The 20,031-nt window shown below is 43.7% G+C and carries 20 protein-coding genes; 2 read left to right on the forward strand and 18 right to left on the reverse strand.

Annotated elements, in window-relative coordinates:
- Positions 1 to 20 precede the first annotated feature (20 nt).
- Positions 21 to 440: an Hsp20/alpha crystallin family protein gene (locus INP51_RS14520; protein ID WP_193735490.1), complete on the reverse strand. Its 420-nt coding sequence runs from the start codon at positions 438 to 440 to the stop codon at positions 21 to 23.
- Positions 441 to 1,038: 598 nt separating this feature from the next.
- Entirely contained in the window at positions 1,039 to 1,185 is a 147-nt protein-coding gene (locus tag INP51_RS16235; RefSeq protein ID WP_230406958.1) for a hypothetical protein, read from the reverse strand.
- Between INP51_RS16235 and INP51_RS14525 the strand changes: the two genes are divergently transcribed.
- On the forward strand, positions 1,124 to 1,579 hold the full coding sequence (locus INP51_RS14525; RefSeq protein ID WP_230406956.1) for a TVP38/TMEM64 family protein: 456 nt from the start codon (positions 1,124 to 1,126) through the stop codon (positions 1,577 to 1,579). The two genes, INP51_RS16235 and INP51_RS14525, sit on opposite strands and share 62 nt — an antisense overlap.
- A gap of 34 nt (positions 1,580 to 1,613) precedes the next feature.
- Here the strand turns inward: INP51_RS14525 and INP51_RS14530 are convergent, their stop codons facing one another.
- The 8 genes from INP51_RS14530 to mutT all read right to left on the reverse strand — a co-directional run bounded on the left by INP51_RS14530 (position 1,614) and on the right by mutT (position 7,965).
- On the reverse strand, positions 1,614 to 2,363 hold the full coding sequence (locus INP51_RS14530) for a DUF4886 domain-containing protein (RefSeq protein ID WP_193735492.1): 750 nt from the start codon (positions 2,361 to 2,363) through the stop codon (positions 1,614 to 1,616).
- Between the two features lie 25 nt (positions 2,364 to 2,388).
- Entirely contained in the window at positions 2,389 to 3,087 is a 699-nt protein-coding gene (locus INP51_RS14535; protein ID WP_193735493.1) for a metallophosphoesterase, read from the reverse strand.
- A 6-nt stretch (positions 3,088 to 3,093) separates the two neighbouring features.
- Positions 3,094 to 3,702: an SGNH/GDSL hydrolase family protein gene (locus INP51_RS14540; RefSeq protein WP_193735494.1), complete on the reverse strand. Its 609-nt coding sequence runs from the start codon at positions 3,700 to 3,702 to the stop codon at positions 3,094 to 3,096.
- Positions 3,703 to 3,744: 42 nt separating this feature from the next.
- Positions 3,745 to 4,152, reverse strand: coding sequence for a hypothetical protein (locus INP51_RS14545; protein WP_193735495.1), 408 nt, complete (start codon positions 4,150 to 4,152; stop codon positions 3,745 to 3,747).
- Positions 4,153 to 4,210: 58 nt separating this feature from the next.
- Complete coding sequence (locus tag INP51_RS14550; protein ID WP_193735496.1) at positions 4,211 to 5,383, reverse strand: MFS transporter; 1,173 nt, start codon at positions 5,381 to 5,383, stop codon at positions 4,211 to 4,213.
- Positions 5,384 to 5,409: 26 nt separating this feature from the next.
- Positions 5,410 to 6,270 (reverse strand): AAA family ATPase, encoded by an 861-nt coding sequence (locus INP51_RS14555; protein ID WP_193735497.1) that lies wholly within the window; start codon positions 6,268 to 6,270, stop codon positions 5,410 to 5,412.
- Between the two features lie 103 nt (positions 6,271 to 6,373).
- Positions 6,374 to 7,369 carry a uroporphyrinogen decarboxylase family protein gene (locus tag INP51_RS14560; protein WP_193735498.1) on the reverse strand — a complete coding sequence of 332 codons (996 nt, stop codon included), beginning with the start codon at positions 7,367 to 7,369 and terminating at the stop codon, positions 6,374 to 6,376.
- Between the two features lie 206 nt (positions 7,370 to 7,575).
- Positions 7,576 to 7,965 (reverse strand): 8-oxo-dGTP diphosphatase MutT, encoded by a 390-nt coding sequence (gene mutT / locus INP51_RS14565; protein WP_193735499.1) that lies wholly within the window; start codon positions 7,963 to 7,965, stop codon positions 7,576 to 7,578.
- 142 nt (positions 7,966 to 8,107) lie between these two features.
- Between mutT and INP51_RS14570 the strand changes: the two genes are divergently transcribed.
- Positions 8,108 to 8,284 carry a ribbon-helix-helix domain-containing protein gene (locus INP51_RS14570; protein ID WP_193735500.1) on the forward strand — a complete coding sequence of 59 codons (177 nt, stop codon included), beginning with the start codon at positions 8,108 to 8,110 and terminating at the stop codon, positions 8,282 to 8,284.
- 78 nt (positions 8,285 to 8,362) lie between these two features.
- Here INP51_RS14570 and INP51_RS14575 read toward each other — a convergent pair whose 3' ends face one another.
- The 8 genes from INP51_RS14575 to INP51_RS14610 all read right to left on the reverse strand — a co-directional run bounded on the left by INP51_RS14575 (position 8,363) and on the right by INP51_RS14610 (position 19,943).
- Complete coding sequence (locus tag INP51_RS14575; RefSeq protein ID WP_329602311.1) at positions 8,363 to 9,478, reverse strand: phosphotransferase enzyme family protein; 1,116 nt, start codon at positions 9,476 to 9,478, stop codon at positions 8,363 to 8,365.
- Positions 9,475 to 10,404, reverse strand: coding sequence for a sugar phosphate nucleotidyltransferase (locus INP51_RS14580; protein WP_193735501.1), 930 nt, complete (start codon positions 10,402 to 10,404; stop codon positions 9,475 to 9,477). Before INP51_RS14580 ends, INP51_RS14575 begins: the two co-directional genes overlap by 4 nt.
- Positions 10,405 to 10,497: 93 nt before the next feature.
- A complete protein-coding gene (locus tag INP51_RS14585; RefSeq protein ID WP_193735502.1) occupies positions 10,498 to 11,613 on the reverse strand; it encodes a glycoside hydrolase family 88 protein in 1,116 nt (371 codons plus the stop codon).
- Between the two features lie 35 nt (positions 11,614 to 11,648).
- Entirely contained in the window at positions 11,649 to 14,648 is a 3,000-nt protein-coding gene (locus tag INP51_RS14590) for a glycosyl hydrolase family 95 catalytic domain-containing protein (RefSeq protein ID WP_193735503.1), read from the reverse strand.
- Between the two features lie 36 nt (positions 14,649 to 14,684).
- Positions 14,685 to 16,700, reverse strand: coding sequence for a heparinase II/III family protein (locus INP51_RS14595; RefSeq protein WP_193735504.1), 2,016 nt, complete (start codon positions 16,698 to 16,700; stop codon positions 14,685 to 14,687).
- A gap of 5 nt (positions 16,701 to 16,705) precedes the next feature.
- The gene (locus INP51_RS14600) at positions 16,706 to 17,551 is read right to left on the reverse strand and encodes a carbohydrate ABC transporter permease (RefSeq protein WP_193735505.1); all 846 of its coding nucleotides are present in this window, start codon (positions 17,549 to 17,551) and stop codon (positions 16,706 to 16,708) included.
- A 10-nt stretch (positions 17,552 to 17,561) separates the two neighbouring features.
- Positions 17,562 to 18,461 (reverse strand): carbohydrate ABC transporter permease, encoded by a 900-nt coding sequence (locus INP51_RS14605; protein WP_193735506.1) that lies wholly within the window; start codon positions 18,459 to 18,461, stop codon positions 17,562 to 17,564.
- Positions 18,462 to 18,584: 123 nt separating this feature from the next.
- Entirely contained in the window at positions 18,585 to 19,943 is a 1,359-nt protein-coding gene (locus INP51_RS14610; RefSeq protein ID WP_193735507.1) for an ABC transporter substrate-binding protein, read from the reverse strand.
- Positions 19,944 to 20,031: the final 88 nt, after the last annotated feature.

Below are 20,031 nucleotides of genomic sequence, written 5' to 3' on the forward strand. Positions count from 1 at the left end.
TTCCTCCTTGTAGAATGGGTTTAATCTTCAATTAATATATTTTGTTTCTGTTCCACTTGCGCTTTTTCTTCTTTTTTTGGAACCAGAAGCGTTAATGTCCCGTCTTCGAATTTTGCTTTGATGTCTTCCTGTGTTATTTGATTTCCAACATAAAAGCTTCTTCTTGCTTTTCCGGTGTATCTTTCCCTGCGAATATAGTTACCATTTTCATCTTTCTCGTCTTTCTTCGATTTGGATGAAGCCTCAATGGTAAGATAACCATCATTCAATTGCGCCTTAATGTCTTCTTTTTTAACTCCCGGCAGATCCATAGCAATCTCAAAATTGTTATCGTTTTCTTTGACATCTGTGCTCATCAGACCATTCGTCCAAAGGCTGTTTTCGAAAGGTTCCATAAAATCATCAAACATGTTTGTTCCAAAAATACTCGGCATCAACATAATTATCGCTCCCTTCTGATTAAATCTGTGATGTCTGAAATGTTACTTATTACTTTCTCGTCTTACAATCTTTATCTTTCCCTTCCTTCGTTCTAAATATGTTATAACACAATTATTAGCACTCGTCAAGAGTGAGTGCTAATAATTTCTGTGAACTTTCTGTGAAGTTATTCGTTTACCTTTTCCAATTGATAATTTTTGAGTATTCAAGTATACTAATATTTATGATACCAGGGTCAAAAGGTCCTGCGTTTCATGCTTGCATGAAAAAGCATGACCTTGAGACCCGAACAAACATGAGAAAGCAACCCGATTAGGGTGTATTTCGAATGTTTGTAGGATTACGTGAGCACAAAGTGCGGAGTAATCCGTGTATCATATGGGGTCAAAAGGTCCTGCTTTTCATGCGAGCATGAAAAAGCAGGACCTTGGAACCCGAACAAACATTTATCAGGGTCAGATGACCCCGGACAAGAAGGAGGATTTTGATGCGCTGGCTTTACTCACATCGGAAACAATTAACCATAGGTTTTATCATAATAATTACCCTTATTCTTATTCCGGTCGTCCACAATCTGAGTGTTGATGATATCATACACTATACGCCATCGTCTCCGTTTTTCGCAGCCTTGGCATTGATTGGACTATATTGTCTCAGATCAATCATCATGGCAATTCCCAACATGCTTGTCTGCATTGCCATCGGCATAATATTTCCGCCTGTCTGGGGCATTCTTATCAGCATAACAGGAATGATCTGTGAAACAACGATCAGTTATTATCTTGGAAAGAAACTCGGCGCAGAAGAAGTCACCCGGATGCTGCAGAAGAATGAGAAAGCAAAAAAGTTCTTTTCGTCTAATCAGAACAACACTACGACGACCTGCTTTATCGCTCGGATCACTCCGCTTCCCATCGGATTAACCAGCATGTTCTTTGGTGCAGCAGGAATGCCGTGGAGCAAATATATAATTGCATCAATCCTTGGCTTAAGCCCTAAGATGATTCCCTATGTACTGGCCGGGACTTCCATCGAGGGTCCTCTGTCTACAAGATTTCTGCTTCCATTTGTGATCAGCTTTGCCATCACACTGGCCGCATTTATCATTTACCAAACAGTGACGAAGACAAAATCATAGTTTCCAAACATGAAAGGCTTGACCTTCCCCCGAATCAATCAATTTCCTTTATACTGTTTTTTATTATATGAAATTCGTCTTCCGTCATTTGTTTTCCATCCTGAACTGGCGGCCGATAAGGATTCTCCATGATATTACCGCCTAAAAGATGATCGAACCAGAGTGCTGCGACGGCATATCTTCCATATAGAAGATGCATATGAAACCCATCTCTGCAAAGGCTCTTTCCACCTTCCAGATAGAGGAAGGGCTCCTTTCTTCTCAGACTTTGAATCAAATCACCGGCAGGAATCAGATCTGTCCGATACTCATCGGCAACTTTATCATAACATTCCGAAAGTTTTTTATACATTTCCTCTTGACTGTTATGATAAAATTCAAAGTGCTCATGTGTGGAATCGACCTCATAGGCCCAGGTCTGCATAATCACCCGTTTTGCATTGGGGCATTTTGTCTGCACATAGGCAAGAAGATTTCCAAGATAGGGATAATAGGTGTCCATTAGACCACTGTAACCACTGCACTGCTGTGTTACAATATAATCCCATTCTTCCTCTTTCAGGATCTCTTCGACTGTTACATAATGTTCCCCTTCGACTCCATTTAACTGATACTGATAATCCGCTTTATTGTGCTCTATATTATTCCAGTGTCGCTCTAATGAGCAGCCACCGATATAAAGATTTACAACTTTTGTATCTATCCCTCCGCTCTTGGCCAAATCATGCAGATATGTTGTCGCATCCTGAGAGAAACTATTTCCTATCGCTAATATGTTAACCATTGTATACTCCTTTCGCCTTTTTAGTTCATCGTAAAATCAGCTCCGGCTTAAAGTTCAGATAATCACCGGATACTAATTGATACTCAATCCCATTGAAATATCCCTTCAAACTGTCATCAAACCGTTCTTTTCCATGACAATGAGAATAAATCACCTTTGAAGTATCATAAACTTCGGCCATCTGTGTGAACGGACTTTCTTCTTCCCCGATACTTGTGGGTGGAAAATGAAGGAACATGATAAATCTGTGATATCCGGCGTCTTTTGCTGCCTCAAATGACGTCCTTAAGCGTTCCAGCTCACGATCTCTGATTTTCAGAAAATGCTTATATGAGTCCTTTCCTTCGTAACAATATCCTTTAGTCCCGACCAGTCCGTAATCCTGGTAAGTATAGAAATTATTCTGGAGAAAAAAAAGCCTCCCTTTGAATATTTCATTTAGTTTCTCGGTCTTTTTTGCATTCCAAAACATATCGTGATTGCCCCGAAGCAAAATTTTTCGCCCGGGCAGATCAGCAATAAAAGCAAGATCTGCCCCGGCTTCTTCAAGATTACGGCCCCAGGAGTGATCTCCGGTTATGACCACAGTATCATCCATGGTTACTCGCCGATTCCAGTATTTTTGTATCTTTTTCTCATGATTTTTCCACACTGACCCGAACATATCCATGGGTTTATCCACAGAATTCGCCAGATGGAAATCACCAATTGCGTATAAAGCCATATTCTCCTACCTGCCTCGATATTCCTCAAGCCACGCCTCTGCAATCAGGCGATGTCCCAATGGCGTCGGATGGACACCATCTTGAGCCAGTGCGGTATACCCCTCACGAATAGCCGCTTTAGAAAATATCCCGTCCAGTGTTACCAGTCCCGTCTGATATTTTACCGCGAACTGGCGCACCGCCTGAATATAGGGATCCAACGTGACTCTCCACTCTTTTCTGTCTTCCGGGAAGGGAAGCACAAAGGGCTCCATCAGGATAATGCGGGCATCTGTTTCGCTTTTTGACCGGTCCATCAATTTTGTATAATTGGATACAAAGGCATCAAGGGATGTCTCATCATTTCTGTCATACTTTCTCCAGCAATCATTAATACCAATTAAGATCGTCAGTACATCGGGCTTGATATCAATGCAGTCCCTGGTCCAGCGATTTATGAGATCGCAAGTTCTGTTTCCCGATACTCCTCGATTCAAAACAACAGTGTTCTCGTTTTGTTCCTTTAAACGCTCTGCGATCAGCTTCGGATAGCCATTGCCCAGACCGTCTCCGCCTTCTGCCCTCCGATCCACATCGGTGACACTGTCTCCTTGAAATAAAATCACTTTGCTCATTCTACATTACCTCTTTATTTTATGTTTTTTGATTTAACAGATTTATCCCATTCTTCGAAGGCTTGAAACAATCTGGCTTACCTGCCGGATCGCACGATCCACCTGCTTTCTTGCATCCGATATCTTCGATTGCACGAGATAATCTGCTACAACTCCGTCAAAGAAAAAATCCGCAAATGTCAGAAAATCTCCAACCTCCAAATTCAGATCTGTATTCACCGTCACATCCTGAAGTTCTCTTTGAAATACACGCAGATTACTTTTGGCTTCCTCCATATGTGATACGGCATGATTCATCTTAGAATGCTTCATAAGCCCGATGATTGATCCCCCTCCCAGCAAATCAGCAATCCCCCATGATCTTGCACTGTCCAGATCCTCTTTTGCGTATTTCAGACTGTTAAGAGCTCTTTCACCCGCGGCTATAGCTTCGCGTACTTCTCTATCCATAATTTAATCCTCACTTTTCCATACATTTTCTTTATTCTATCATTCTCAAAGGATACTGTCACTTTATGTTTGCTGTTTTGATGAGAAGTGACTCGTGCATAGCAAATATAAGAATCAAGATCAACAATAGATAAAACGGAAACAATCCCACACTGATACGATTGGCAATAACACCAAATAAAGGAGGCATCAGACACGTTCCCACATAGGCACTGGCCATCTGAACACCGATCACTGCCTGAGATTTATCTGCACCGAAGTGCTCTGGTGTTGCATGTATAATACAGGGATAGATGGGGGCACATCCCAGACCAATCAAAATCAGTCCCAGCATCGCTGCTTTCTGATTGAATGGCAGTAACAATATCAGAATACCGACAAGTGTGGTTCCTTCTCCCAGGCGAACCATCTTCGCATCATTCATCTTAATTGTAAGAAAACCACTGAACGCCCGACCGATTGTAATTCCAATAAAAAACAAGCTGGCAAAGCCTGCAGCTGTGCTCTTTGAAATCTCATACTTCAGTGTGAGATAGCTGCTGGCCCACAATCCCGTTGTCTGCTCTATCGCGCAGTAGCAGAAAAAAGTAAGCATCACTTCTTTTGCCCCGGGAATCTTAAAAATCTCATGATATTTCAAAGGCCCGACCGATTTTTTCGATTCTTCTTCAAGTAGACTTTTACTTCCACGTTTCCAAAGAGGCAAGCTGATTACAAGAATAATGGTCAAAACCATCTGAACGACAGCGATAATCCGGTATCCCATATTCCAGCGATATCCGCCTGACAATGCATATCCCATAATGTACGGGCCAAAAGAAGCCCCGACTCCCCACATACAATGAAGCCAGCTCATATGACGGCTTGCATAGTTAAGTGCCACATAATTATTCAGCGATGCATCAACACTTCCGGCCCCTAGTCCATAGGGAATTGCCCAAAGGCAGAGTGCCCAAAAAGAATGACTGACAGAGAATCCAAATAAAGCCGCTGCAGTCATGGCAACACTCATGGCTGTGACTTTACCTGTTCCAAACTTTCTGGTAACCCGATCGCTTTGCAGGCTTGACACCACTGTACCAAGTGCAATAATCATGGATATGATTCCCGCGTAAGAGATAGGGACTCCAAATTGTGGATACATCGCCGGCCATGCTGAGCCAAGCAATGAATCCGGAAGACCCAGACTAATGAAAGCAAGATAGATGATTGCCAAAAGTAACTGTATCATAATTCTTCTCCTGTATGTAATTGTGCTTACTCCCCCAGTTCATCCTCGTGTGCCTTAAAGAAATCATAATAAGCACGCACGCTTGATAGTTTGGTCCACTTTTTCACATCCACTGGTTCTTCGTCCATATCATATATCTTAGCACCCTTCATAGACAAAAGAAAAGGAGAATGCGTTGCCATAATAAACTGGCATCCAAAAAATCTCGCTGAATCTTCCAAAAACCTCAAAAGTTCCTGCTGCTTTCCGGGAGAAAGACTATTTTCCGGCTCATCCAAAAGGTATAGTCCTTCTTCCTGAATCTTCTCCGTGAAGTATAAAAAAGCACTCTCTCCATTTGAATGTTCTCGGACATTATCCATTAGACTGTGTCTGACAAATTTTGACTGTGTCTTTCTTCGGGCAAGATTAACCTTCTTGAGTTGATCATAATCATCCAAAGATCTCATCTGAAATTTAGAATACTTTGCACCAAGGTATTCCTCGAATAACTCTTCGCGTTTGTGATCAATCCCATCATTCAAAGCTCTTAGATTCAGCATAAAATCAAATACATCATCGCTTGTAATGATTCTGCTGGCCTGCGTTATCTCATGACACAAATCAAACGAACATCTATCTGTATAATCGTCAAAGAAATTTGAGCGGTTATATGGCGTATCTCTCACAAGACCCAACTTTTCTCCAATGCCGTTTAAAGCAGTCGTTTTTCCGGATCCGTTCCCTCCATATAAAATCGTCACTGGCTCAAAATCAAGCAGGTACAACTGATGCTTTGACAGTATCTGAAACGGATAAAAACTGTCATAGCAGGTTCTTTTGATCGACATTCGAAAATCTATCTCTTCCTCTGCACCAGGAAAAGAAAAATGAGACAAATAAATCATACGCACTCCTTAGCATTTTCTGACTGTATCATTAAAATACCGTCCGCCAAACTCTGGCGGGCGGCTGATCCCATAATCAATCAAGGCAGAGATCCCCCTGGAATCAGAACATCTCTTTGCTCATCTTATCAATCTCTTCTGAAGTTGTCTCATAGACACCTTCAAAGGTAGACACAGGCAGTCCCTGTATAATATTGGGAATATAATAGTGTTTGTCCTTTCCGTATTCGGTACAGACTCTTTGAACTTCTTTTGCAATTTCTTCTCTTGTCCATCCTGGATGATCTACAGTTGCGGAGTTGATGCCACCCATAAAGGAGATCTTTCCGCCGTATTTTCTGATCATCTCAGGAATGTTGTTTGTCGCCATAACACCCTGCCAGATATCGATCCCAATGTCAATCATATCTGGTACAAAGGGCTCTGCATAGGAGTCTGAATGATGGACAACCAGCTCCACACCGTGATTCTTATAATATCCGTATATCTCTTTATAGGCGTCCACGAAAAATTCTTCGAACATCTCCTTCGAGAAGAATGTTGACTTCTGGCTGCCCCAGTCATCATGATGGAACAGTGCATCCGGATGAAGGTGACTGCAGAGCAGATCTGCATATTCGAGTTCCCATTCTGTTATGTACTTAATCAGATCCTTTACTTCTTCCGGCTCTTCATAAAAATTAACCATGGCATCTTCCATGCCCATCAGATAGTGCAGTCTCTCAAAAAGTCCCGGTGCTACAAAAGGTGCTACGAATTGTTCGTTTCGGTCAACACCTTCAACTTCCTTTATTGCCGGTTCCCAGGAACTCTCAGAGAATACAAGTTTCGGTGCTTTTATGACTTTCTTCCAGTCATCAATATCTTTAAGTACTCTGTGTTCCTCGTCAAGAACCGGGAATGCTCCGGGAGTTCCCTCAGGCCACGATTTTGTGATACCCCATTTATTTGTCACATTGACTTGTCCGTACTTCGGGGCCGGATCTGAAGCATTATACGGATCACTCATAAAGATATGAATAAATTCGTACTGATTCACAAATCGGTCCGGATTTCCACCATGTATTGTCTCTAACAGATTTTGTTTCTTTGTCAACATTTTGATAATTCCTCCATTTACCATTTCGTTGTCTTTCACATCATCCCTGAGAACTCTCAGGTATTATCATAATAGCACAAAAAAAAGAGTAATTATATATTACTATTTTACAAAAAATCTCAAAACATTTATGCATATCGCTTTATTTTAATTGACATCTGATTTTCACGGGATACCATAATGCCTCACAGCAACACCGAGCTGCACTATGAAAGCTTTTTTTCCAGATGGCTGATAATTCCGATATCTGCAGGGAGCCAGTCGACGTCAAACAGATGCTCCCTGTCCAGCCATTTTGCATTCTCGTGCTCTTTTAATCTGAGATCTCCCTCTTTCACTTGACACAGATAGCATTGCATGGACAGGTGAAACTTTGGATAATCATACTCTACCGTATCAAACAGTTCTCCTACCATTACCTTTGTATCCAGCTCTTCCATGATCTCACGGCGCAGGGCCTCTTCTGGTGTCTCGCCGTCTTCGATCTTCCCGCCTGGGAACTCCCATCCGTCTTTAAACTCACCATATCCTCTCTGTGTGGCAAAAACTTTCCCTTCTTCTATAATAATTGCAGCAGTCACATGTAATGTCTTCATCCCATCTATACTCCTTCCTCGTTTTCGTATTACCTCTGTCTGAATCCGGTACACCCGGATCTGAAAAAGGTATAGTTGCATTCTGTAGTACATAACGTTATAATTCTTTTGAGATATATTTATTGAAAAGGAGGCGCTATACGTGGTAAAAAAAAGAGGACGACCGACAGACAGTCCAAAACGATTTGTTGTACGATCACGGGTCGATGCTGAAACTTTCCAGATTTTGCAGGACTACTGCGAAAAGAAAAACAAAAACATTTCAGAGGCTCTTCGCGATGCGATACACGCATTGGACGGTGCAAGATCCACACCCTGACAATTTTATCAGGATCGCTGCCACCAACATTCGGACACGTTGGTGACGGCAGCGACACGATTGCAGAAACGCATGGATTCATCTTCCGGATAATTTACCGACGATGTCATTCATGATATCCCACTTTTGTTCCATATCTTTCACCAGTTTCAGCTGTGTACGGCAGCGGTCCAAATTGTGGTGCTCGCGGTCTGTCTTAAAATAGGTATCTCCCACTAGGTAATCATTAAGAAAACGCATTCCGCATTCGTAAGTCATCACCTTTGCGCCCATTGGAAGAAGCTCCACCTCTTTTTGCGTCAGCTTACCGCGACAGCCTTCTAAGTATCCTCTGGTATAAAGTTCAAACAATTCCATGCTGCAGGAAACTTTATTAAGATCCGTCTCGTCCTCTAATGCTGTGCTTGCACCAAAGCGAATCGAATCGCCAAAATCGTTGACTGCAAGTCCCGGCATAACCGTGTCCAGATCAATTACACAGATTCCCTTTTGTGATTTCTTATCAATCATGATATTGTTCAGCTTTGTATCATTGTGTGTCACGCGAAGAGGAATCTCTTTTTTTGCAAGTAAATCTGTGAAGCAGTCTGCAACATCCTTTCGTTCCATGATAAACTTTATTTCATCTGACACTTCGCCAGCACGTCCCATAATGTCATCTGATACCGCCTTTTTGAAAACCTCAAACCGCGCTTTCGTATCATGAAAACCAGAAATAGTCTCATGCAGAGTCTCTGCCGGATAATCGGCCAGAAGATACTGGAAATTGCCAAAGGCAACCGCACTCTCGTAAAACTGCTGTGGATTCTCTACCTGATCAAAGCAGTACGCATCCGTGATGAACTTATAGGCCCGGAAACAGTCCCCGGATTTATTCTCATAATATGACTTTTTGTCAACCGTGGGAATAATATTTAAAGTTTCACGCTCCGGATCTCCTCCGCCTTCAAGGATCCTCTTCCGCAAAAATGCAGTGACCCCAGAGATATTGGCCATCAGCTCATCTGGTCTTGTGAATACTTCTGTGTTAATCCTCTGCAGTATCACTTTCTTCAGGTTTTCTTTCGTTTCAAGTTTCACCAGATATGTATCATTGATATGGCCGCTTCCGTAGGGCTCACAGGAAATTACATTGCCCGGAATGGCCAAATTAGAAATAGCTTCTTTTAATTCTTTCTCTGTCACTGGTTTCAATTATTACCCTCCCATAGATTTTCGGGATATAAGCCTTCTTTCTTCATCTTTCTGATCGCAGCCTCGACCAGTGGCTTATCCTCTTTATACGTAACACCGTACCATCTGTCCCGGGATGTCAAGACATCCACCGTAGCTCTGTCCTCATCCAGCAGTCTGCTAACTACAGACGGAAGAAAATACTCGCATTTGAACGGATTTGTTTTTATACCCTCTTTTAAAAATGCACCAAACCCTGCTTCGATTTCTCTCATGATACTCTTGCCGAACCCCCACAGATTCATAGACACAATCGTGTCCTTCGGCAGCATATGCCAAGTCTTCCCGTCATCTTCTGTGTATTCGATGGAGTCATGTCTCTTCTCAATATGGGTTCGCTCCTGAACTTTTCCAAGCCGACCGCTCGGGTCGATTTCACAAACTCCGCGGGATACATAACCATTATCCGTGACGGTATTAGAAAGCTGATAGCCGACCATGGCATAACGGTACTTGTCATCATCCGTATGGGATGCAAGATAATCATAGATAAGCTGAAATGCTTCTTTCCCATAATAATCATCTGCATTGATCACAGCAAATGGTCCGTGAATCAGATCTGAACAGGATAAAATTGCATGGGCAGTTCCCCATGGTTTCGTGCGTCCTTCGGGAACTTCACAGCCTGCCGGTATGTTGTCAAGCTCCTGGTAGGCATAGGATACATCCATGTACTTCGCAATGCGCTCTCCAACTGCTGCCCTGAAATCGGATTCATCTTCCCTTTTGATGATAAAGATCACTTTTTCAAATCCTGCAGCCTTCGCATCGTACATCGAAAAATCGATAATGATGTGTCCCTCTTCATCGATGGGGTCAATCTGTTTTTGTCCGCCATAGCGGCTTCCCATCCCGGCTGCCATAATCACTAATACTGGTTTTTCCATTGTTCTTGTTCATTCCTTTCCCTTTACGTATAAGAATTCATGATGCCTCGGATTGCCTCTCCTCTTGTTCTCTTAACAATCCGCATCCTGTGATTACCAATAAGTCCTGAACTCCGGTCTCAATACACGCATCAATGCTTCCATGTAAAAATAATCCCCAAACAAACAGCATTCATCGATGCCATCTCCAAGCAGACGTCCATACGTCGAGTGAAGGAGAATGCCATTCATCTCATCGTTTTCGGGTGCCGCATAGAGCTTTGCCAGATTTTCCAAAATCTCGTAAGCCTGGGTCAGATAATTTTCATCACAAATCCCCCGGTTATAGGCCTCAAGGATTCCGCATACTGCAATTGCAGATGCCGAACTGTCACGTGGTTCCTTCCCATCCCTGTAATGGAAATCCCAGTATGCCACTTTGTCCTCCGGCAGATGTCTCAGAAAATAGTCTGTCACCTTTTTCCACTCATCCGGGATGGTGTCATCTTTTACATACATATAGTTAAGCATCAGCCCATACACACCCCAGGCCTGCCCTCTCGACCAGGTGGATTCATCGGAATATCCCTGTTTTGTGGCACCATAAGCTGGTTTTCCTGTCTCCACGTCGAAGTAATACGTATGATGTGTCGAATAATCCGGACGATAGATTACCTTTCTGGTTGTAGCAAGATGTTTTTCAGCCACATCCCGGTAGGAAGAGTCGCCTGTGATATCCGCCGCCCAGTAGAGAATTGGAAGATTTAAGAGGCAGTCAATGATCAGACGATAATTCTCCTTCAGATCCAGTTCACCCCATGCCTGAATAAACTGACCCTTTTTTCGGAATCTGGACTTTAAGTTGTCCGCTGCAAGAAGTGCCGTCTCTCTGGCAAACTCGTCCCCTGTGATCTTATAAGCCGCCACGCATGAAAGGCTGTAGATAAATCCCATATCGTGATGATCTACGACCACACGGTGGTCGATGCGATAACGATAACTCTGTATCTGCTCCATTGCAACATTGTAAAAGGCGCGATCTTTAGAATACTCATAGCACATCCACAGAATTCCCGTATAGAATCCTGCAGTCCAGTCATTATTCTCGATTTTCGGATAACGATTGCCCTCACTGGCCGGTGCCGGAAAACCACCCCGGAAATCTTCCAGATGATTTCTGGTGATCTTAAGCCCCTTTTCAAACGCCTCCTGATATAATTTTTTGTTCATAAATCCCTCCTGGTTTACGGGTTTCTACCCTAGTATCATACCATAAATATTTTATTAATAAAGATAGAATTTAGTTTCCATTTCATATTTTGTTTTGTGTTGATAGAAATCTTTAGAACTCCGTCAAAATTATGCATAATGGGCAGGATCTGATACTGGTATCTTCCTGCATCCAGCCTTCGCCCTTGTGCCCGAACTCCTGCCTCTTTTACGGCAAGCTCGGTAAATGAAGCCTCCTTTTCATCCCCAGAGATGATCAGCAGGTCGTACTTGCCTGCCGGAAGTTCCACTCCAAATATCACAGGGACCTCACCCTCAGCGAAATCACGCCGAAGTACATCTGGTTTCATTCTTTTTCGAATAGATATTGCACCCTCCAGATCACTGTAAAATCCATAACCTAAATCCTCCGAATACGCTGTAGTTCCAACAGTCCTCGGTCCGCCGGCAAGAAGTACCGAACGCTGGGCCTGCAAAATCTGTATATCATATACTTCACTGTAATCTTTCTCGTTTTCTTCTGTAAAATCAAAGATATAGGGCGTCATAGGATACCTCAAGGTCCCGGCAAAATCATAGGGGCAGACAAAAGAATCCACCGCCTTATAGAATGCAGTGTCTTTATTCTCCCCCAGAAAAATTCTCCGATGTGTAATGGAAGCACGGTGTACCTGCACTTTTGAAAACTCAGTCTGATTTTGTAAGCCATCTTTCTCCAAAGATTCTGACCGTGAGCCAAACACTAAAGTCTCATCTTGTTTCATGTCACACGTGTATACCAAACCCTGCCCACTTTCATATCTTGAGCTGGTTTTAGAAAGCTCCGCCGGCAGATAAAGAGACATTCGTCCATCCCTTTTGGCGTATATCTGAATCCATGTGACTTTTTTATTTCTCATCTGGGCTGATACCTCGAAAGCACCAGGTGCCAGCAAATTCTCGAATTCGCAGTCCCTCCAAGGTCCGTAATCTGTGTGGATCAGATCATCCGCCGCCGCATATTGTGTGTTATGTTCGGCATAGCTGTCATTCCCATCGGGAATCGCAGGAAATACATAGATGACACCGTCCAGTTCCTGCAGAAGCATCTCACCTATCACCGCCGTCACTCCTCCGGAGAATTCACACATCGCCGGGAGGTAGTTCGCAGGCTTCGTCAAATGGCAGTAATTGATGAAACGTTCGGATTCTTCATATCCCAAACCGTTCGAATGTAGCATCAGATCCAGCCCCTTTTCATACAAGATACGAACTGCACTTTCTCCTTCTCCCATTCTCGCAGATGCAGCGGCAATCCACTCAAATCCGAAAGTTCCCTCTTCCGTATTTTCCGCAGCATATCGGATCGTGCAATCTGCAAGTTCTCTTAAAGCATCCGGACTCTTTTGATGAATCTCATCTGCTGGGAAAACTGCCATCAGTACCGACGGATGGCGCAAAAATATATCATCCTGCACCATCAACGAATCCTTCCATCTGCTGCCGTCTCTTGTCAGTGCATACTCTGGTATCTCACTTAATAAACGCTCAAAATCAAGCACTTCCTCTTTTGGACGTTTCAGTATTTTTACGGCTTGTATTGCATCCTTTGTCAGCTGTTTCAAAGCGGCTGTTGTGATCACACTGTCTCTCGTTACTGGTCCTTGCTCCGGGCAGATATCGTAATCAATGTGCCGGATTTTGTGTTCATCCAGCCGCCCTGTCTTTACATAAAAGTCCAGAATTTCACAAAATGTCGGGTAAACCTTATCTCTTAAAAAGGTCTCATCTTTCGTATAAGTATAGTATTTCCACAGAAACAGCGCACACCAGGGCTGAATGCAGTGATAGAGAGGATGGGGGTAGTCAAGTGCCCAACCTTCCTCTCCATAGAATTCCTCTGCAAACTTTTTGATGTCCGGTTCATATGACAAAAAACCGTCACAAAAAACTTTTGCAAGTTCCATATGATTCGAGGAAAATGTACCGTAAAACGCCGTTTGAATATTCACGTCCCAGTACCACATACTTCCCCACATGCATGGTTTTCTGATGTCCCACAAACCGCTCAGACCGCAGGCCTGCTCACTGTGAACACTGCCTTTGCCGCTGCAGCACTCAAGCAGGTACACGTAGAGGTACCAGAGTGTCTCCAGATAATAGTCCGGAAGCGTAATACTTGATTTCCAGAAAGATTTCCAGGCTATGCGGTGTGCATTCCTGTCCGAGGTTATGTTTTTCCAAAGGTCTTCTGCCCGATGACGTGCAGTTCCTTTCCCCGGAGCAATCGAAGCGATAAGGAAAAAGGACTCCAAATCCGGGTTTACGTCTGGTACATACAATGTGGTTTCCTGTATAAAGGGTCTGGCATCTTCAGCTTCTTTTTCCGGGTGAAATTCACAGAGCATTGTAACAGCATTATTTTCACAGATATCCTGATAATGATAACGGCTCTGACCGCGTGCTCTCTGTCTCGTGACATTTCCATTCTTCCAAAGTCCAGCGCAGCTTTGATGAAGTTCGAACACCATACCATCCCGTGTTTTTGACAAATACAGATGAGCAGTGACTTGATTTCTTCCTTCTCCTGCCGAAAAATCAATGGTTCCTTCCTCGATGTTCAAAGCGAGCAGTGAGTGATCGGTCCTGACCTTTTCGGAGAATCCAATCACGATCTCTCCACCCTGCGGACCACTTGTACCCTGATAAAGAGGTCTTCCCCCCAAAGGCTGAGCGTTCTGAGACTTTTGCAAGGTTTTGGTATAATGAAAGAACTCATAGTCTGGATTCTGTCTTTCTTCATCCACCACTGCCTTTACATCCTCAAATGTCATCTTGCCTGACAGGTTTTGCACCTGAGCGGACAGATCACATTTATCCGGATATCTGGGATCGGCATAACGCTCCAACACCTGATAGTAACAGTCATAATGATTCAAAGCTGCATGCAGAGCGTGATCTCTATAATAGACCGACGCACCCATCTTCCCATTGCCGAGTGGAAGAGCATTCGACCATCCATTCTCTACATTCCAAAAACAAATCTGATGTCCCAATTCTAACCTCCAATCCAGGCAGCCCTGCCCTGGCAGCTACCAGGAAAGGATCTCCCCTGCGATAATCTCATCTTTTTCCATGCTGCGGTCAAAGAGAACTGTTTTTCCATATCCCCTGCAGTTTTCCCAGCAAAGGATATCCGTGGGTGTCATCACTTCCTGGTGACAGAGAAAAAGAACGTATTCTTTCTGTCCAGAGATAATCTGAAGACCTTCGGCCTGACTCCGATCCAGATCCCTCTCATATCCGGAAAGCCTGAGATTGATATTTTTCACCTGAACTTTCGAGGTCTTTCCCTTTTTACTGCCATTAATTACTGTGATTTGGTGAAAGGAATCATTCGTCTGGACTGTCCCCACATATGTCTGGTTTTGATGCTTTTCGTTATAATGAAAAGACTGCCATGTGTGGCGGATCTCTCCTGTCTGCGGCGTGACAAACTGAACATAAGCCTCCATCTCATCTCCGGTGAAATGAAGATCCCCTGCCAAATCTTCTACTGTTCCATGGCCGCTGAAGTGAAGATGGTTCTCGTAAAGATGACTGCCATGGCTCAGATAATTATCGCAGATTATATAGATGTCTGGTTTGATCCAGATAATCTTCTTGTTTACAATCACACTATCTTCCCAGTATCCCAGATGACTTCCCTCTACATATCCGGCCAGACTGCCATCATAAAATTCCTGTTTCACACAGGTACATAGTTTTTGATAAATCCACGAAGTATCACATGGTGCAAATCCCCTGCCATCCACGAGGGTGACATTGTGAGCTCCAGCTTCTTTGAATCGAAAACGCTCCGATCCGTCCACATAGGTATATCTTCCGGAATCGACCAACAGATCTTCTCCGCAAATCACGAGATCAAAATGCAGTTTGTCTGCATGTCCATGTCCTCCGCCGGTATCTCCACAGTGAAAATGAAGTAGATTTGCGTTCTCATCCCACCCACTCCGAAAATAATAGTTTCCTCCAAAGGGAAGTTCCAGTGACAAAAAGTCAGGTTCCTGTGCACCCAACGTTTCATAAATACAACGTCCGTCATCGCCGAACAGCCAGATATTATCAAAATCAAGGTTCTCATAACCGCCGGATTTTAGCATCTCATCTTTTAAGATCAGGGCACCGGCGCTGATCTGATCCCTCAGATCAGTTGTATCGCTGTCGCCCTGGGCGAACTGCGTGTGATCCGGTTTCATCCACTTATAATTGACATATGCCATGTTCTCTACCGTCTTGCAGATGATGTCCGGCATCAAAATACCGGCGCGTCGTCCATAGAAAAGTACCGCAAGATAGCCATGATAAACTTCATTATGATACATCGGAGACTGCTCCCACTGCATCCCATCCGGCAGGACCTGAATAGCTGCAGCTTTACAAAGGCGTGTAAGAGCCGTCTGCAGTACTTCTTTAGAATCCGGCAGAACAAGAGACAGCAGAAAAAGTCCCTCGCTTTCAAGTACTCCCCAGTTACTGATATATTTGTGATCGTCAAAATTTGTAAGCAGTCTGTTCTGATGCTTTTTCAGACAGTCATACACCTTTTGGAGGAATATAGCATCGACCATATCACTTTCCAAAACCAGCGGTACTGTGCGGAGCCAGGTTTCCGGTCGAATTCCCGTCTCCAGCGTTCGCCATGGTCCAAGGCCTATATTCTCACCCGGTTTTGCATGATCGATCCAGTCGGCGAGCAGACGAACATAGTTTTTGGCATACTTTTCGTCCTTTGTCATCTGATAAGCCTCTGCAAGACACAGCAGAAATCGATGACGGTTAAACTGCCAGAGAAACTCCCGGTCTCCTCTTGGAATGAAACTCCAGTCAATCTTATCTTCAAAGATCATCGGCTGATTCGTCTGCTCCATATCCCAGGGAAAATCAAACAAAAAACTATTTTCACAGGCAGCATCGGCAACTCTCATGACATGTGCGACATCTTCCGGCCAGTTTTTCCTACTGTATGATACAATTCTCTCCAAGTGATCCAGTCCGAAGATCCGACAGGTATCTTGTACCCATTTGGGCTGTGTATTTTTTTCCATCTCAGTCACCCTTTCACGGCTCCGCCTGTCACACCTGCAATAATCTTATTCGACAGGAAGATGTATAGAAGAAATGTAGGAAGGAATACAATGATAACACCAGCAAATAACCCAGCCCAGTCACCGGAATATTTCATAGACTGTACGATTGCCTGAAGACCGGTCGAAACAGTCCGAAGCTCTGTCTTATTTGCAAAGATCAATGCCATAAAATATTCATTCCATATGTTAATAAAGTTAAAAATCGTAAGTGTCATGATTCCCGGCTGTGCCAACGGGAACATGATTTTCCAGAATGCTTCGGAAGGAGTACAGCCATCAATCTCGGCAGCCTCTTCAAGAGCTTTCGGAAGCGAGATAAAAAATCCCGAAAGAAAAAACACGCCAAACGGTACATTTACGGCAATATAGAGAATCATTAGTGTCCATCTGGATCCAATCAGATTCATCGATGTCGCCATCTTGAATAAAGGCATAACAAGCATCACCTGTGGAATTGACATGCCAATCACGAAGATGTTATTGACGATATGTTTTCCTTTGAACTTAATTCTGGAAAGTGCATATGCCGCCGGTGCCGAAATCAATACAATTCCCACACAACCCACAATGCAGTAGATCAGACTGTTCATAAAGTAAATGCCCAATTTGTGCTTTTTCATGACGTTGATATAATTTTCAAGATGAAAACCACTTGAGAGAATGCTGTCACTGTAGATCTCGCTTGTGGTGGACAAGGATGCCATAAAAATCCATCCAATCATGGCAATCGTAAATCCAAGCCAGATCACAAGAGGAATGTACTTTGGCACCTGACGGAGTCCTTTTTTGTAATTTCTCTTCTTATTCATACTTTTCCTCCTACTCTGCCTCTTCCGTGCGAATGACCTTGTCAAGGACGGTATTTAAAAGCAAGACAATCACCATGATGATCACACCCGCCGTCGCACCCGCTCCGACATTCAATTCCACGGAACCGGCCGAATTGCCAAATACCACCTCATACATATAAACCATCGGGGTAACCGTCGCATTTTCCGTATTAAAGGAAAACAACGTTGAATATACAAAAAATGCCGCAGCCGCCGCAGAGTAAAGCACGATACAGCGCTTGATGATGTCCTTTAAAAGCGGAACGGTGATATCCGTAAACTGTCTCCATGCCCCGGCACCTTCGATTTTTGCTGCTTCATAGTAATCTTGTGAAATCCCATCGATTCCGGCAACCATGATCAACATGTAAAACCCGACGCCGGCATAGATATAAGCAATCATCATCGCAAGAAACAGATGCTCCGGCGATGTCCACTGAAAGTCGGCCATCTTCTGCCAGTGAAGTGCTTCAAACATCTTCTTCATCATCCCATACTGATTGTTATAGACATACTGCAGCCACATCGTAACCAACGCGACAGAACTGATGATATGTGGAAGATAGATTGCGGCTCGCCAGAAGTTCTTTCCCTTAATTCCTGATGTGATGATAACAGAGAACAACATGGCCAGACTTAATACAATAACGCCTCCAATCAGCCAGATCTTCACAAAATTGACCATGGACTGACGAAACAGAGGACTCGTGAGCAATTCCTTATAGTTAGAAAGTCCGACAAACTCCCAGCTGCTCATATTATCTGTGATAAAAGACACTTTAAAAAAGCTCATAAGCAGCGTTCTGACACTGGGATATAAGAAAATCACAACCATACAGATAACGGCCGGTGCCAGAAAACGGATGAGAAACCAGTTCTTTTTCTTCATATAAATAACCCTTTCTTCTCTTGAGATTCATACAACCAATGATAATTTCAAAAACAGGGAAGAGGTAAATTCCCCTCTTCCCTCCATTTGACATGTCTTGTTTTACTCCCTGCTGCGGATCTCTTATTTCTTTGCAGCCGCTGCCATATTTTCCACGAACTGGTCAGCCGTGATATCTCCGGCTGCAAGTTTTGTAAAGTTCTCCTGAATCGTAGGAGCCAGATCAGCATTTGATGCAATATCAGCACCATATTTTAACGGAGTTTCATTAGACGTGAATACATCTTTCATGTTCTCCAGACTCTTTGGCCACTCGGTCCCAGCCGTTGCAGGTGTTGTTCCGGCATGTTCTACCATCTTCTGGTCGTTTTCCTGATCGAGTGCATAGGCGATGAATTCCATAGCAAGATCCGGATCTTTCGTGTCCTTATTCACTGCCAGCATTGTGCAGCCTGCCGGATCCTCTTTTTCAAATTTATTCTGTCCCTCTTCAACATCCGGGAAAGAAAATCCGCCCCATACGAAATCATCTCCGGTGACATCCTTTACTTCCGTTGTAAGACCTGTCAGATTATAATACATAGCCACTTTACCGTTTCCGACATCCATCTGGCCGGCAGGATATTTATTTCCGCTTACACTCTTGTCAAAGTAACCTTTTTTCGCGAAATCCTCATATGCTTTAGCCATCTTGACAACCGCATCATCTTTCCACATCTCACCGGTCTTATCCTGTACCAGTTCGCGGATCCAGTCTTGTCCCTTTTCTCTGTCGAGATACATGCCCGGAAGCCATGACGCATAGGCATCATCAAAAGTGAGTGGTGAATATCCTGCCTCCTTCAGCTTTGCACATGCCTCATCCAGCTCTTCCCAGGTCTTTGGCTCTTCCTTGATTTCTGCCTTGTCGAATGCAGCCTGACTGTACATAAAAAGTGACATCCACGGTTTATATCCGACAGCCGGCTGATAGTCTACATCAAGCATTGACTTCGGTGTCGTCAGAAGATTTGGCAAAACCACCTCGGAAAGCTTCTTCCCATCTGTTGCCTGATATGTTTTGTCGACATATGGCGTCATGTCGAGAATATAATCTTTCAAATCAATCTCAATCGGATATTCGAATACATCAATCGTCTCTCCGCCTTCCAGTGCTGGTTTTAAGATCTTCTTATTATCTCGTCCGCACCACTGAATCTCAATATCCACATTGGGATGTTCTTTTTCAAAACCGTCTTTGATCTCCTGCCAAACTTCACCTTGCGGCTCAGTGTCATTCCACATAGACCAATAAACCAATTTTCCACTGAGATCATCTCCACTTTTGGACTTACTGTCTGATTTGGCAGATGCCGAAGATGATGATGCTGAACCTCCTTTTGCACTGTCTTCTTTGCTGTCTGATCCGGATCCACATCCGATCATGCCCAGTCCCATCGATACCGCCAGCGTAGCCGCCAGAACCTTACTGTAATTTTTCATAGCAAAAACTTCCTCCTTTAAATGATTCGTTCCCATACCATTACGGATTTCAGGCTCATGTTTTTATACAGACCTGAAACCGGATGAA

The sequence above is a fragment of the Blautia liquoris genome, from assembly GCF_015159595.1.
GTDB classification, from domain to species: Bacteria; Bacillota; Clostridia; order Lachnospirales; family Lachnospiraceae; genus Novisyntrophococcus; species Novisyntrophococcus liquoris.

Coding starts and splice junctions, on each gene's coding strand:
- INP51_RS14520 (WP_193735490.1), bottom strand. CDS start 440: ATGTTGATGCCGAGTATTTTTGGAACAAACATGTTTGATGATTTTATG.
- INP51_RS14525 (WP_230406956.1), top strand. CDS start 1,124: ATGCTTGTCTGCATTGCCATCGGCATAATATTTCCGCCTGTCTGGGGC.
- INP51_RS16235 (WP_230406958.1), bottom strand. CDS start 1,185: ATGCTGATAAGAATGCCCCAGACAGGCGGAAATATTATGCCGATGGCA.
- INP51_RS14530 (WP_193735492.1), bottom strand. CDS start 2,363: ATGGTTAACATATTAGCGATAGGAAATAGTTTCTCTCAGGATGCGACA.
- INP51_RS14535 (WP_193735493.1), bottom strand. CDS start 3,087: ATGGCTTTATACGCAATTGGTGATTTCCATCTGGCGAATTCTGTGGAT.
- INP51_RS14540 (WP_193735494.1), bottom strand. CDS start 3,702: ATGAGCAAAGTGATTTTATTTCAAGGAGACAGTGTCACCGATGTGGAT.
- INP51_RS14545 (WP_193735495.1), bottom strand. CDS start 4,152: ATGGATAGAGAAGTACGCGAAGCTATAGCCGCGGGTGAAAGAGCTCTT.
- INP51_RS14550 (WP_193735496.1), bottom strand. CDS start 5,383: ATGATACAGTTACTTTTGGCAATCATCTATCTTGCTTTCATTAGTCTG.
- INP51_RS14555 (WP_193735497.1), bottom strand. CDS start 6,270: ATGATTTATTTGTCTCATTTTTCTTTTCCTGGTGCAGAGGAAGAGATA.
- INP51_RS14560 (WP_193735498.1), bottom strand. CDS start 7,369: ATGTTGACAAAGAAACAAAATCTGTTAGAGACAATACATGGTGGAAAT.
- mutT (WP_193735499.1), bottom strand. CDS start 7,965: ATGAAGACATTACATGTGACTGCTGCAATTATTATAGAAGAAGGGAAA.
- INP51_RS14580 (WP_193735501.1), bottom strand. CDS start 10,404: ATGGAAAAACCAGTATTAGTGATTATGGCAGCCGGGATGGGAAGCCGC.
- INP51_RS14585 (WP_193735502.1), bottom strand. CDS start 11,613: ATGAACAAAAAATTATATCAGGAGGCGTTTGAAAAGGGGCTTAAGATC.
- INP51_RS14595 (WP_193735504.1), bottom strand. CDS start 16,700: ATGGAAAAAAATACACAGCCCAAATGGGTACAAGATACCTGTCGGATC.
- INP51_RS14600 (WP_193735505.1), bottom strand. CDS start 17,551: ATGAATAAGAAGAGAAATTACAAAAAAGGACTCCGTCAGGTGCCAAAG.
- INP51_RS14605 (WP_193735506.1), bottom strand. CDS start 18,461: ATGAAGAAAAAGAACTGGTTTCTCATCCGTTTTCTGGCACCGGCCGTT.
- INP51_RS14610 (WP_193735507.1), bottom strand. CDS start 19,943: ATGAAAAATTACAGTAAGGTTCTGGCGGCTACGCTGGCGGTATCGATG.